Origin of the sequence: Bacillus cereus group sp. Bc010 (assembly GCF_027716745.1) — a bacterium.
GTDB classification, from domain to species: Bacteria; Bacillota; Bacilli; order Bacillales; family Bacillaceae_G; genus Bacillus_A; species Bacillus_A pacificus.
This window is the reverse complement of the sequence record NZ_JAQFUY010000018.1, coordinates 1-14,794: the sequence shown is the minus strand read 5'-3', so window position 1 is coordinate 14,794 and position 14,794 is coordinate 1. Positions and strand designations below refer to the sequence as shown.

The window sequence follows — 14,794 nt, the reverse complement described above, 5'->3', positions numbered from 1 at the left end:
CTCCTTAAGGTGTGCTTTAATCTGCCAACGGATAATAAAACTAGGAAATATATTGTTTTTATAAAGATTCGATGTTATGTTTAATTTTCTTAATATAATATTTCCTTTATATAGGAGTGGCTATTTGAAGAAATTAATAGTATTAGTTTTATTGGCTACATGCTGTCTCGCTATTGCAGGATGTTCTAATAATAGGGTTACAACAAAGGATGAGTCTAAAAATTCAACACCTGTAAAGATTAAACGTATCAATAAAGCGTGGTATAAACATATATAATAGTTTTCAAGAAACTTGAAATTGTTGATGAGAAAGATATCATAAGGTGAAATTAGTTAGGCCGATAGTAGAGGTTGTGAAACTTGGTGACAAGCAGGAAGCATGGTTTGCATTTAAATTAATAAAACATGCGGCATTAAAATATTCACAAAAAAGAGTCTACATGTAGGTCATTTTTTGTGGATATTTTTCATAAATAAGAGATATTCTATGCTACCTGTCTTTAACTTGGACCTTCTAAAAATTACTTTACTAGGTTAAAATGTTTATAGAGTTTCATTCTTCAAAATGCGATGGGTCCCATAATAACTCGATTGATGTGGTCCTTTTTCGCGTTATTTACCATCTTTATATATCTTTCTATTAAAAAATCTAACTTTAATAGATAAAATCTGGTTAAAACAATGAAATTTCAGGAAAAATAAGGTACACTAATCAATGGTTTTGGTTTAAAATCAATTGACGTTAATGTATACGGGGGAAAGATTGATGAACAACAATACAGTAAATGAATCTGTTGAAGAAGTTGAGAAAAAACGGGTAAGATCCAAAAAACGTTTTACAAATTGGAAGCTTATCGCAACAGGTGGCGGAGTACTTGCACTTCTCCTTGGGGGAATGAGCTATTATCAGGCAACTCACTTCAATTCTAATGTTACGATTAATGATACAAAAGTCGGTGGTTTGAGCGCTGATCAGGCAATACAGAAATTAAAAACATCTGGATTAGCAAACAAAGTTTATATTGATCAACAACAAATTTTAGATGAAAAAGAGACAAAGACGGAACTGACGGAAAAAGATTTGCCGCAAGTTAAGAAACTATTAAAAAGCCAGTGGACATTTTTCCCTTCTTCAAAGGAAAAAGAGTATTCATTGTTATCGAAAGAAGCGGATCAGTATCGTAGTGAAACGATGAAAAAACTTGTAGAAGAAAAGCTTGTTTCTATGAATGAAAAATTAAAAGCACCTCAAGATGCTATGGCGAAGCTTGAACAAGGAAAAGTTGTAATTTCGAAGAGTGTTGATGGAAAACAGTATGACGTTGCGAGTTTACTAAAAGATTACGATAAGCAGAAGCATAAAAGTGAAATTCATTTAAAGTCTGCATACATACAGCCTATTAAAGAAGACGATCCAATTATCAAAAAAGAAGAGAAAGCATTACAAAATCTTCTTACGCAGTCTGTTGATTATAAAGTGCAGGATGAAGTGTATTCATTAAAAGCGAAAGATTTAATTCAAAATGCCTCTATGTCAAAAGATATGAAGGTGACAATCGATGCGAGCGAAATTAAGAATAAGGTTGCTGAAATTAATAAGGCTAAATCTACATTACATAAAGACTTCGCTTTTAAAACGCATTCTGGTTCGGTCATATCAGTAAAAGGTCAAGGATACGGCTGGGCACTAGATGTTGAAAAAGAGACAAAACAAGTTCAACAAGCCTTTGAGAAAGGCGAAAAATCACTTTCTGCTTCTAATATTCACGGAAATGGTTGGGAGAAGGAAGGGATCGGTTATAAAACAACATCGAATAATGGCATCGGAGACACATATGCAGAAGTTTCAATTGCAGATCAACAAATTTGGATTTACAAAGAGGGTAAATTAGTCCTCACAACAAATGTAGTAACGGGTAAACATAGCACAGGTGAAGATACATCACCAGGTGTGTGGTACGTTTTATACAAACGAACACCATATACGCTAAGAGGCAGTGCAGTAGGGAAAGCTGATTATGCAGTGAAAGTAGATTATTGGGTTCCATTCACAAATAGCGGTCAAGGATTCCATGATGCCGGCTGGCGAAAAGACTGGGGAAGTAATGCTTATTTAACAGGAGGATCAGGTGGTTGTGTGAACCTTCTTCCTAACGTTGCAAAAACTGTGTATGATAGCTTGAACACGTATGATCCAGTTATTGTGTACTAGAAAATAGGTACGTATTAAGAACTTAAACGAATAAATAAAGCATCTGATGGTACATGGAAAAAACACCTCTTGCATTCGCATACTAAGTGTGCAAATGCAATGGAGGTGTTTTTATTTGAAGACAAGAGTTCATTGTTTATAAGAAACAAAGTGGGAAGAGATTGAGATGGAAAAATAGATATATATAATCAACAAAATTGACATTGAATATCATTTTCACTTAATATAGAATCGTTGCATTTAATTAGACATGACTTTTTATTAATATAGTAGATTTCTAATAAGGTGTCCCATTTAAGAATTTAAAAGTAGGGAAGGGTAATATAAAATGAATTGGAAAAAAGGCGGATTATGGGTTATTATTTTTTTCGTTGTAAAAGGAACGATTTCTACACTTTTAATCGTTACAGGTGCTAAATATTTTGATTTATCATTCATGCAATTGTTCGTATTGATACTAATCTTATTAGTGATTTCTCTAATAAGTCGAAAGTTGCTGTATAGACATAAACAAAACAAAAAGCAAAAAGAGCTAAATATATAAGGAAGCCCCAGAGATCTTTGGATTTCTGGGGCTGTATTGTTAACAGCTTGTTTTACTCAAGCTGTTAACAATACAGAGGTACAACAACTGAAAGTGAAAAATGATACATTGCAAAAAGAAGTTGTTACCTTAGCTACTTTTTTGCGAAACCAGTCTTAACTGCTCGTACATAATCATTCCAAGCGTGAACAGATATATCAGCATCTGGATGCATCATTTCGAACCCATGATAAGCTCCAGGATATAAATGGAATTCAACATCAACACCAGCTTCTGCAAGTTTGGTTACATAAGTTAGTGTTTCACTACGGAATGGGTCCAATTGACCAACACATGTGTAAGTGCGTGGTAAATTACGATAATCTTCTGCTCGAGCAGCGGCTGCATAGGCAGGAATATGATCTGTTCCATGTAATTTCCCTAAATACATTTTCCAGCCAGCTTCATTTGATTTTTGATTCCAAATAAATCCTTTTTTAATTTCATTTGCAGAAGGTGTATTATTACGATCGTCAATCATTGGATAAAGTGGCATTTGGAAACAAATAGAAGGGTACTGTCGATCGCGAGCTAATAATGTTAATGCAGCTGTTAGTCCGCCCCCAGCGCTCACTCCTGCAACACCAATTCGATTCGAATCAATGTTTAATGTCTCCGCGTTATCAGCAATCCATTTTAATGCTGCATAACAATCTTCAATTGGAGCTGGATAAGGATGTTCAGGAGCTAAACGGTAATCTACAGAAACGACCATACAGTTAGCCTCTTTTGCAATTTTTACAGCAAGATCATCATTATCATTTATAGATCCCAAGATATATCCGCCACCATGTATCCACAACAGGGCAGGTAAGGATTCATTATTTGATTTTGGACGATAAATTTTTAATCGTAATGGATTCGCATCAGGTCCCTCAATGACCTCATTTGTTACAGAAAGAGTTTCATCAACAATGGTAGGTGGGAAGACTTTTGACGCTTCTTCTCTCATTGTTGGCAAACACTCTGGGCGTAAATCTTGATCTGGATACATTTCTAAGCCTGGTAATAATGCTGGGTTTACTCGGTTCTTCATTTGAAAAAACTCCTTTTTTAATTTTTTATGAAAGATAAAAGATGAAATATTATTTTAACTAATTTAATTGTGACGAAATCACCACAATTAAATTGAAGCTATAAACTAGCTATGTGTAGCAATTTATCATAAGTATTAATCGAAATCGATAAACAAAAATGTATATATGTATCAAAATGAGACATATATATCAAAATGGTTCATTTTTTAATAAATTTTTAAATGTATAAATGATGTACATTTAAAAATTAGCATTTAGGAAGTACCCACTTTCTTAACTTTTCACATATACTTTGAGCGTTCTTTTCTCTTTCCGAAGGGATGAACTATCTTGAAATGGATTGATGAGGGTGTATTATAAAAAAAGCATGTCTCTTCTTGCGATATAAAGAAGAGACATGCTTTTTCTTTTATTTTGTATATTTTGACACCTAGAAAAAATAAAACAGAATTTAATGTAATGAAGCAAAAGAATGTAGAATGTGATTAAAATTTAGGGTTTTAAAGAGTTTAATGCTAATTTCATATAAGTATCCATCCTCTGTTCTAAAGAGTATGTTCCTTCTAAAATACACCAATCTAATATAAGCCCTCTAGCAAATGTAAAAAGATACGTTGTTATTTCTTCTACACTCATATCATTTGTTAATTCTTTTTCAAGTTGTCCTTTATAAACAAAACCATTTAGAGCTTTGTAAATTAATGAAGGCTCATATATAAATGCTCTTTTGTTTAAATCATTAAGAAGATTTATATGTAACTCCAATTTAGTCGTATATTCAGCTATGCAGTGGAAGAAGTTTAAAATAGTTGTTTGCACTGTTTTATTTTGATCTATATTTTCTAATTCAGCATGTAGGTTTTCATCAATTTGTTGAAATATTTTTTTATAAATATCCTCTTTGGAAGAAAAATAATGATAAAAAGTTCCTACTGAAACATTTGCTTTTTTACAAATATCTTCAATTGTTATATTCTCAATTTTTTTTTCTTTCGTTAAATTTAAAAACACATGAAATATATTGTTCTGTGTTAGTAGTGCTTGTTGTTTTCTTTTGGTCAAATTTTTTTTACACAAAGTTTATTCCTCCTTAATTATATATTAACTGATATTTTAGAAATGAAAAAGTGGTTTGAAAATATAGTTGATTGTTATATAACCTTCATTACACAGAATGTTATTCGGTGAATTGTATTCTGTGTAATGAAGATGTTTTTTTGAGGGGAGATGTTACATATGAAAACCACTTATGAATCAATCGTTATGATTCCTACGAATAAGCGAATAGAACAAAGGACTTCGAAACTCCATTTGAATCATTTGTATGGTATAAAGAAATGCGGGAAAAAGAACCTATCTGTTTTAATCATCATGCTGAGTTTTTAAAGTAGCGTCTCTTTTTACATGTAATTTGTTTGTTCTTCTCCTTTTCAAAGGGAATGGATCAATGTGGAATTTAAATGTACAAAATGAAGTGGAAATTCGTAGAGCTTGTTGTTTTCTTTGTGCCGGATTTTTTATACAACATGTATCCCCCTTTAATGGGCAGTAAGACCCCCACCTCAAAATTTAGCGAAAGCAAAGAAGTTAGGTGGGGGATCAACTACCCATAAAAGCCCGATTGGTGAAGGCTGATTATATATGAATTGATATCTTAAAAACAGAAAATCAGTTTGAATATTTTGTTTTTTGGTGTATAATCCTCAATGCGTCGAATGTTATTCGGTGAATTTCATTCGGTGTGAAAATATTTTTAGAGGGGAGACTGTTATATATGAAAACACCTTACCAATCAATTGATATGATTCCTACAAGTAAGCTGATAGGAAAAAAGGCGTTAGAAGATCCTTATAAACCATTTGCATGGTATAAAGAGATGCGGGAAAAAGAGCCCATTTGTTTTAACCATCAGGCTGATATGTGGAATGTTTTTTTGTACGAAGATGTAAAAACTGTTTTAGAGGATAAAGAGCATTTCTCTAATATTATGCCCGAGAAGAAAAAGTCTCCATTTCCACAAAGTATTCTTGGGATGGATCCGCCAAAACATACGCAAATTCGCTCTATTGTAAATCGGTCTTTCACTCCTAAATCATTAAGAGAATGGGAGCCGAGAATCCAGCAAATTACAAACGATATACTTAATCCATTATCCAATCGTAAAACTTTTGATATTGTAAGGGAGTTATTTTATCCGTTACCAGTTATAGTAATTGCTGAAATGTTAGGGGTTTCTGCTAAGGATATGGAAAGGTTTAAGAAATGGTCTGATATTATCGTAAGTTCACCGAGTCATGATGATCCGGATTATTTGGCAGAATTTTTTCATACACGTTTACAAGCAGAAAATGAATTAGGAGATTTTTTTGAAGAAATCATACAACTCAATCGAGAAAAATCCCAAAAAGATGCAAAAGACATTATTTCTTTATTAGTTCAAAGTGAAGCGGAAAAAAGCATTTCAGGTAAAGAATTAGTATCGTTTTGTAAACTACTATTAGTAGCGGGAAATGAAACAACGACCAATTTACTTGGAAACGCATTATATTGTTTTATAGAATATCCAAATGTTTATGAGCAATTACAACAGGATATATCTCTTATTCCAAAAGCAATTGAAGAAGTATTGCGGTATCGTTCACCGGTTCAAAGAATTACACGAAGAGTAAAAAAAGAGATTCAATTAAAGGAACAAACTTTACAAGTAGATCAAATCATCTCAGCTTGGGTAGGATCAGCTAATCGTGACTCGCATCAATTCACAGATGGTGATAGTTTCAACATCTATCGTGGGCGAAATCCTCATCTAACATTTGGGCATGGTATCCACTTTTGCTTAGGCGCGCCTCTAGCTAGATTAGAAGCTAAAATTGTATTGACAGAATTAATAAAAAGATATAAATCATTTTCGTTTATTGACGAGAATCTTCCTACTCCTATCTCGAATAGTAGTACTATATATGGATTAAGTTCTTTCCCTGTGAAAAGTGAACTACTCCATATAAAATAAGCATTTTGGCTCTGGCTTAAGTGCCAGGGCCAATTTTATTCATAAATTAGAGCTATCGAGCTAAAGTTAAAAATTATTTTATAAAAAGTATTATATTTAGGAAAAAGAATTCCATATTATTATGGATTTAGGCATACTAAAAGAAAAAAGACTATGCGGTCTAAACTATTATAATTTTAAGCATTACTTGGGAGCTAAATATAGGAGGATACTTGAATTGAGCAATTTTACACGTTTACGCACGCAAAACATAATAAAAGATGCGTTCATGGAGTTATTAAAAGAAAAAACATTTTCATCCATCACAATTAATCATATTTGTGAAAAAGCAATGATTCATAGAAGCACATTTTACCGGCATTACGAAGATAAATATGAGCTATTTAGTGATGCTTCAAATTCCATCGCAATTAGCCTCTTTGAACAAACAAAGCAAGGTATGGATTTACAACGTACATTATTTGAAGAAATAATTGAATACATCGATGTTAATCGTACATTGTTTTTTAATATTACCAGTAAAAATAATAGCCTTGAGTTATACGAAAAATTGATCCAGTATGGTTCGAAAGATTTATATGAAACCTCAATGAAATATAATGACCCACTTTCCAAACGAATCCAAAACTCTGAATATCCAATGGTACTATGCGATTTCTACTGTAGTGGTTTTTTTGAGATTATAAAGAAATGGATAGGGAATGAATATCCATTTTCAAAAGAAGAATTAATTAGGATTTCTAAAAATTTCTAAATAAATGAACCAATTCAAAATATATGTCTCACTTTGAGACATATATTATTTTTTGCTCATCGAATTCCTCCAAAACCTATGATAGATTAATGAACATAGCAAAAGAGAGCTGCTTTCATATTAAAAAAAATGAATTGCAATCTCATGCTCAATGAAAAAATATACAACAGTTGAATTGTTTAAAGGAGGATTTTTGATGAAAGCTGCAGTGTGGTATGGTGAAAGAGATATTCGTATTGAGGAAAGAGAAACGAAAGAATTACAACCGAATGACGTAAAAGTTAAAGTGGCATGGGCTGGTATTTGTGGTTCTGATTTGCATGCATACTTGCATCCAGGTTCAGTACCAATAAATATGAATACGGTAATGGGACATGAATTTTCTGGTGAAATTGCAGAGGTTGGTTCTCATGTAACAAAATTTAAAAAAGGTGACAGAGTATGTATCTATCCAATGATGCTTAAAGATCCTTCAAATGCTGAAACTGAACGTTTCATCACTTTAGACGCAGTTGGTGCACAAATCGACGGAGGGTTTGCTGAATATGTGATACTTCCACAAAAAACGATTTTTAAAATTCCAGATCATTTACCGCTAGAATTGGCAGCCATGGTTGAACCAGCAGCTGTATCTTTCCAATCCATTAAGGATTCAAATGTAAGAGAAGGGGATACTGTCGTTGTCTATGGAGCGGGTCTTATTGGGCTATTTGCTGTTTTAGGTGCAAAAGCTGCAGGTGCTTCTAATATTATTGTTATCGATCTATTTGATAGTCGACTTGATAAAGCAACTGAAATGGGTGCGACACACGTCTTTAATGCTAAAGAAGTAAATCCTGTTGAAGAAATTCGAAAATTATTCCCAAATGGAGCAGATGTGACAATTGAAGCTGCAGGTGTCGAGTCAACATTTAATCAAGCTATTCAATCAACTAAAGTTCGTGGCACAATGATAGTTATCAGCTTCCACACGCAAGATATCCAATTTAATGTTCCTGCTTCACTAATCTTTAGTGGTGCAAAATTAATGGGATCTGTAGGATACAGCAATGAAACTTACAATGAGGTTATTGAATTATTTGCTAATGGAAGATTACCCGCGCAATCAATTATTACAAGCAAAATTGATATAGATAATATTGCTGAACAAGGCTTTGAAGCGTTAATTCATGATAAATCTCAAGCGAAAATTTTAGTTAAATTAAGTGGCGCACATTAATCTTATTGTAGATAAATGAATTTGTGGAGATGAAAAATTTGTAAAGCGGTTAAGAATATTAGAGTTGGGGGAATATGGGTATGAATATTGGGATTATTGGTGCTGGCTTTATTGGGTCAACTTTGGCGAAACAGCTTGTCGCTTTGGGGCATCAGGTTAACATCTCAAATTCACGCGGGCCAGACACTTTGGCAGAGGTCGCAACTCTTACTGGAGCGAGTCCGGTGACTAATGAAGAAGCGGTGCGTGGAGCCGAGCTTATTATTCTGGCGATCCCTTTCGGCAAAATTGCGTCACTTCCTCGTGGATTGTTCGATCTTCGACAAGCAAAAGCCTTTATCATCGATACCAACAATTATACTATACATCGGGATGGCAGAATTGAACAACTCCTTGATGGCAGCATAAAAACGGAAAGCCGTTGGGTAGAGCAGCAAATCGGTGCCCCAGTCGTCAGAGCGTTCAGCAACATCGTAGCTCAGCGTATTATTGATCTGGCGAAACCGGAAGGCGCTGAGGACCGGATTGCACTACCGGTTTTTGCAGATAATCCTGAGGCCAAAGCGGTTGTGATGAAGCTTGTCAACTCAATCGGCTTCGCTCCTGTCGATGGCGGTTCCATAGACGATTCATGGCGTGTTCAGCTTGGCACCCCTGCGTCTGGAACGCCTGATTTTATCGAGAAGGATTTGAACGCTGTGGCATTGAAGAGGGCACTTTCAGAAGCTACTGTTGAGCAAAATGCAAATTACCGCACCTCGGCTCTTGAACGCCTGCAATCATAACATGGGATTGATATTCCCATGAAAATTCCTCTACCTGCATAGGAGGGCACTGAAAATTCCAATAAAGATGATTAGCGAGTCCATGAACGAATTTCGTTCATGGACTCGCTTTTTTATGTCCGTTCTAGGCTAACGCTTTTTGCGGGTATGGTTTCAGTCTATAGCTATTAACTTAAGGAGACTAAAAATATTGTTTGAAAACTTGTTTATATAATTCATCCATTTTATACTCTTTCGCGTATAGTGAGTAGTCTTTGTTTTTAACTAATTTATACTAAAAAGACTACGGAAAAAACTTTATTGTTATTTAACAGAAGCGAAGTATCTAAACAAACATGGTAATGGCTTTTTGCATGTTATTTTGGTTTATCTAAAAATTTATTTCATAGTGCATGATCTATTTTAATCAAATGTCATGTAAATATGTCCTCCAATGACAAGGTTAAATCCATTCATTTCGTCATCGTAGCTTCGTTATCTTGCGGTTACATTCCAAAATGCGTACAATAGCGTGCCTTCAAGGTTATACTGATGCTGGAGGTGATGCAAAGTGACATACGATTGGGAAATGAATTCGAAACAAACTAATTAACAATTAGATTCTTACAAGTGAATTCCATCAGTATACCAATTGGTTTATAAACAAATGCGGAAGTATCTTTCGGAAGATGAGCTTTTCATTAGCCAGGTAATTTTTAAACATCAAGTTTTCATTTTGAAACTAAACTCGCTTGTATAGCAGGTTTCGAATTTTTATGTGGTACAGACATTAGTTGAAAGATAGTTTTTGCCTACTCTGACTTATATCGTAAACTTGATCATTTATAAAGATGGATTTAACGGGGGGATATTATGAAAGGTAGCAAACATTTTAATTTTCACAAGCTTTGGCTAGGACAGTCTATAAGTTTGTTAGGTACTCAGTTTACAATAGTAGCTTTGCCACTTTTTGCATTAGAGGTGTTACAAACAAGTGAAGCAAATGCTGCTATGCTTCGTGGGGTTATATTCGTCCCTTACCTAATTTTTGGGTTAGTAGCCGGTGCTTTAATAGACATTTTTCATAGGAAAAATGTTTTGCTAATTTGTAGTATATGTCAAGGCATATTGTTTTTATCAGTATTCATACTGACTGTAACAAATATAATAACGTTCCCTTTACTGGTATTTATCATGTTTTTAAATGGAATATTCACCACGTTTTACAACATTGCCATTCCTTCTTTCTTACCAGAAATAGTAACAGATAAAGACAACTTAAAAAAAGCAAATGCTCAACTAGCACTTTCGGAGTCTCTTTCTATAGTAATTGGTCCTATGCTAGCTGGAATCGTCATTACTCTAGTCGGATTAACAGGTTCATTCACTGTTGACGCAGTAACGTATTTTGTTTGTTTTATGTTTGTATTATTTATTTCAAAGTTTAAACCGCATACAGAGGGTTCTTTAAAAGACGTAAATATAAAATCCATATACGAAAACATATATGAGGGTTTGATATATTTCAAAAAACACCCTGTATTAGAGCCAATTGTGACATGTGGTGCTGTTTACGGTTTTTTTAAATACATATTAAATAGTATTTTAGTAATATTCCTTTATAAGGTAATGGGTCTATCTGAAATTGAAATAGGGTTTGTTGTAGGTTCAGCAGCGGTCGGATTTTTAATAGGTAATACGGTTCTCATGAAAAAAAGTCAACAAATTAATAATACAAAAATGCTTATTTATAGCGCTACTGTATCAGTTACCGGTTTGGCTTTTATACCGATAATGGGATATATGGGAACAGTTTACGGTATAGTAGCCGCAAGTATCATACATGGTATGGGAGAAGGTGTATTTGGCCCTTACGCTGCAACTATACGACAACTTGCCTCACCAAATCACATGCTGGGCCGAGTAAATGCTGTACAGCGCACGCTTAATTGGGGAGCTTGGGCATTGGGAAGTTTTACTAGTGCATTTTTAATTTCTATATTCGGCCTTCAAACTACGTTATTTATAGGAGGTTTCGGAACAACATTGTGTTTAGTGGCGTTGTTAAGACGAGGCGTATCAAAAGGAACTGACATTGAATATACGAGTTCATTTGAGAGGGGATGATTATGATGTATAAGGTATTAAAAGAAAATGACATAGAAAATAAACCACACATTTTATTTATAGGGGGATGGACAAAACCTATACAAGATGCATTAGATAGTGGGTATACCGTTTCGTATATAGGATCTTACGCTAAACACATATATTTTGATGGAGTTATCTTAGAAAAATGTTTCTATAAAAAAGAAATAGACACAACAAACATACCCTTGTCTATATACTATGCTGAAGAATTATTTAAAGAGAAACCCTTTCATGTGGTCGTATCTTTTAACGAAATAGCATTAGATACAGCTTGCATAATTGCAAAGATTTTTAATGTTCAAGGGCCTTCTTACAATGCTAATATGATAACTCGCAATAAAGACATGATGCGTGAAATGCTAGCAAGTAAAGACTTTTCAATAGATTCGATAGTTTGTAATAACACTGAAGATATTAATGAATTTTTGAATAAAAAAGATAGTGTTATAATAAAGCCGCCGATTGGGGCAGGGGGTAAAGGAGTATGTAAGCTAAACTCGAGAGATGACGTAGGAGTGTTTATTAAAGAAAATGGTATTCAACTACCTGTTTTAGTGGAAGAGTATATTGAAGGTGATATAGTTTATACGGTTGAAACCGTTTCTTATAACAAAAAACATTCTATACTTGCTATATCAGCTGAAGTATTTAAAGAAGATACATTTATAATAAACTATACGATTATGCCGGCACCTATAGATGAATCTCAAAAGCAATTCATTATGGAGAAAGTAATGTTATTTTTGGATGATATGCAAATGGAAAACGGCATTACTCATACAGAAATAAAGATAGACAAACACAATAAACCAATAATTATAGAGTCTCAAGTTAGAATAGGTGGCGGCAACATCTGGAAGATGGTGGAACTAACAACTGGCATATCTCAATTTGGATACTATTATGATGCGCTAGCTACTGAGACTATAGATGAATTTAGATGTGTACCTTCAAAATGTCAAGCTATGTCTTTAAGCTTGATTCCAAAACCAGGTTGCTTAAAAGAAATCAAGTATAAAGGATTAACTAACATATCCGAGGTCGTATTAATTGATCTAGTAGTAAAAGAGGGCGACACCATACCAACTATTGTAGATAGCACGCAACGCAAAGGGTCTATATTATTTACGGCTAATGATATAAAACATATGTACGAAGTTGCAGAGGAAATATGTAACAACATAACGTTTGTTTATCAAGATTTGTCAGAATGGAAACCTTCTTTTAAAAAATATATGTAAAAAGAAATGTGGAAAATGACTGGTTTATATAAAAAGGACAATTTAAACGACATGTGTATGTTAATTAACAATTAGGTAAGAGTGAGGCCGATGCATTAGCTAAAGTTATATTTTTCTATGAAAATGGCGAGTTTATATAACGAGTCCTTCAATGGAAATTACAATTAGCCGAATTTTATCCTTAGTGGGATAAAACTCGGCTTTTTTGTATTGAAATGTGCTTAGCGTGTTTTTTTAGAAATACTGGCGGTACCCATACCTATCAAGATAATATTTTGATGTCCCCCAAACAAAAAAATTGTTTCTTCACAGTTAGTTGTTTATGAAAATAGAGTTCATTTTTTGTGTGTGGATATTCGCTTTTCTTGGCTTGATGGAAATGTGGCCCTCCCCCTTATAAACCGTACAAAAATCTTTCAAATAGCTCTAACTTGCACAATGCTTCCCGTTAATATAATACGCTGATTCTGTGAAAACCGTAAATACAACCTCTACTTCTGGAAGTCCAAAATCCATTACATATGTAGTAATGGCCTTGGCAAATCGATCACGAATTTCCTGTCCGCGCTCGAACCATTTCACTTCAATAAGAGGAAACGCTTCTATTTCTTCTCCATTGAATACAAATGTAGAACTTGGTAGTTCCAACGTAAAATTATCCGTACCACACTCACAAATCTCTGCGAGCTCTTCTACTAATGGCTTGCTTATGCGTTTTAATTGTTCAGTAGTAATTCCACGAAATACAACATGCGGCATATGAATCCCTCCGTTAGATAGCTTTATATTTGCTCACATCATAACATAATTTATTTTACTGCACTAACATCTATTGGTATATTTCAATGACATTCTTAAAAATGATTATATGTTATTGAAGCAATACATGTATTGTAACTAGCTAAAACATTTGAGAGCTCGGTAATTGGGTAAATAAAAAAAGCTTTATCATTCTCCCTGTAAGGAGGCATGAGGGAAGGGAGAGTTGCGCTTCGCTTATATATTTTAAAAAGAAAAGACACCTTAAGGTGCCTTCCTCCGACTTGATAACCACTTTAATTTTAATAACATTGGATTTCCATCCGAATACTATTTTACTATGTTAAGTAATGTTGGTCATTGAGAAAGTTCAAATAAGTACTGTTCATATATAGTTACACCTAGGAGGATGCAAGATGTAATACAGTTTTTTATTTATCTAACAACAAAAAGAATCCTAAAACCGTGCCGGGATAGGAATGTATAAAAAAATACATAGATCGATAGAACAAAGAAAGGAGGTTCCGTTGTAAAGGGAAGAGGCCTTCTTGTCCTTGCTACCGATAATAATGTGTTATGTAGACAATACTTGTATAGATAGGGTATATAACCCATACTCATCAAGTTAAAAGCTCATACTACCCCCAGAACGTTTTGTACAGCACCGAGGATCATTCTGTTTTGCTGATCCAGATGAAAAGCTAAGTTATGCTTATGCAATGAACAAACATAGATTTGGCATGGCCAATGAACGAAGAGAACTTGCACTAAGAAAAGCCCATATACAGTTGCCTCTGGAAAAATGAAAATACGTAAAAATAGTTAGAAATATTTTTGTGTTGTAAGGTTTTTGGCTATGAATAGTGGAATAAATAGTAAGTATTCAACAGTTCAAATAAAACGAGACATCTTTTTATTTTAAGAAAAAAGATGTCTCGTTTTATGATAAAATTCATTTAGTGTATATTTTCGTTAAAATGTGGGTGGGACCCCATGCCCATCAACTTAAGAATTTTCACTACCCCCAAGTGACAAAAAACGTTATTCTTTCTAAAAAGCTAGCT

The 14,794-nt window shown here is 33.9% G+C and carries 11 protein-coding genes and 1 pseudogene; 9 read left to right on the top strand and 3 right to left on the bottom strand.

Annotated elements, in window-relative coordinates; translation table 11 throughout:
* Positions 1 to 766: 766 nt before the first annotated feature.
* Positions 767 to 2,212, top strand: a complete 1,446-nt coding sequence (locus tag PDQ68_RS18465) for a L,D-transpeptidase family protein (RefSeq protein WP_061182965.1) — start codon at positions 767 to 769, stop codon at positions 2,210 to 2,212.
* Between the two features lie 328 nt (positions 2,213 to 2,540).
* Positions 2,541 to 2,756, top strand: coding sequence for a hypothetical protein (locus tag PDQ68_RS18460; protein WP_001104101.1), 216 nt, complete (start codon positions 2,541 to 2,543; stop codon positions 2,754 to 2,756).
* Positions 2,757 to 2,889: 133 nt separating this feature from the next.
* Here the strand turns inward: PDQ68_RS18460 and PDQ68_RS18455 are convergent, their stop codons facing one another.
* Both PDQ68_RS18455 and PDQ68_RS18450 read right to left on the bottom strand, forming a co-directional pair.
* Positions 2,890 to 3,831 carry an alpha/beta hydrolase gene (locus tag PDQ68_RS18455; RefSeq protein ID WP_061182964.1) on the bottom strand — a complete coding sequence of 314 codons (942 nt, stop codon included), beginning with the start codon at positions 3,829 to 3,831 and terminating at the stop codon, positions 2,890 to 2,892.
* A 493-nt stretch (positions 3,832 to 4,324) separates the two neighbouring features.
* Positions 4,325 to 4,909 (bottom strand): TetR/AcrR family transcriptional regulator, encoded by a 585-nt coding sequence (locus tag PDQ68_RS18450; RefSeq protein WP_061182963.1) that lies wholly within the window; start codon positions 4,907 to 4,909, stop codon positions 4,325 to 4,327.
* 159 nt (positions 4,910 to 5,068) lie between these two features.
* On the opposite strand from PDQ68_RS18450, the pseudogene PDQ68_RS28890 reads away from it, so the two are divergent.
* The 7 genes and pseudogenes from PDQ68_RS28890 to PDQ68_RS18420 all read left to right on the top strand — a co-directional run.
* A pseudogene (locus PDQ68_RS28890) lies at positions 5,069 to 5,211 on the top strand (cytochrome P450); the annotation flags it as partial.
* Between the two features lie 395 nt (positions 5,212 to 5,606).
* Positions 5,607 to 6,842 carry a cytochrome P450 gene (locus PDQ68_RS18445; protein ID WP_270786912.1) on the top strand — a complete coding sequence of 412 codons (1,236 nt, stop codon included), beginning with the start codon at positions 5,607 to 5,609 and terminating at the stop codon, positions 6,840 to 6,842.
* Positions 6,843 to 7,059: 217 nt separating this feature from the next.
* Positions 7,060 to 7,596, top strand: coding sequence for a TetR/AcrR family transcriptional regulator (locus PDQ68_RS18440; RefSeq protein WP_061182961.1), 537 nt, complete (start codon positions 7,060 to 7,062; stop codon positions 7,594 to 7,596).
* A 196-nt stretch (positions 7,597 to 7,792) separates the two neighbouring features.
* Entirely contained in the window at positions 7,793 to 8,815 is a 1,023-nt protein-coding gene (locus PDQ68_RS18435; RefSeq protein ID WP_270786911.1) for a 2,3-butanediol dehydrogenase, read from the top strand.
* 80 nt (positions 8,816 to 8,895) lie between these two features.
* On the top strand, positions 8,896 to 9,600 hold the full coding sequence (locus tag PDQ68_RS18430; protein WP_061182959.1) for an NADPH-dependent F420 reductase: 705 nt from the start codon (positions 8,896 to 8,898) through the stop codon (positions 9,598 to 9,600).
* An 852-nt stretch (positions 9,601 to 10,452) separates the two neighbouring features.
* On the top strand, positions 10,453 to 11,706 hold the full coding sequence (locus tag PDQ68_RS18425; RefSeq protein WP_016717975.1) for an MFS transporter: 1,254 nt from the start codon (positions 10,453 to 10,455) through the stop codon (positions 11,704 to 11,706).
* Positions 11,707 to 11,711: 5 nt separating this feature from the next.
* The gene (locus tag PDQ68_RS18420) at positions 11,712 to 12,971 is read left to right on the top strand and encodes an ATP-grasp domain-containing protein (RefSeq protein WP_016717974.1); all 1,260 of its coding nucleotides are present in this window, start codon (positions 11,712 to 11,714) and stop codon (positions 12,969 to 12,971) included.
* Positions 12,972 to 13,397: 426 nt separating this feature from the next.
* Here PDQ68_RS18420 and PDQ68_RS18415 read toward each other — a convergent pair whose 3' ends face one another.
* Positions 13,398 to 13,730 (bottom strand): DUF1904 family protein, encoded by a 333-nt coding sequence (locus PDQ68_RS18415; RefSeq protein WP_001120967.1) that lies wholly within the window; start codon positions 13,728 to 13,730, stop codon positions 13,398 to 13,400.
* Between the last annotated feature and the right edge of the window lie 1,064 nt (positions 13,731 to 14,794).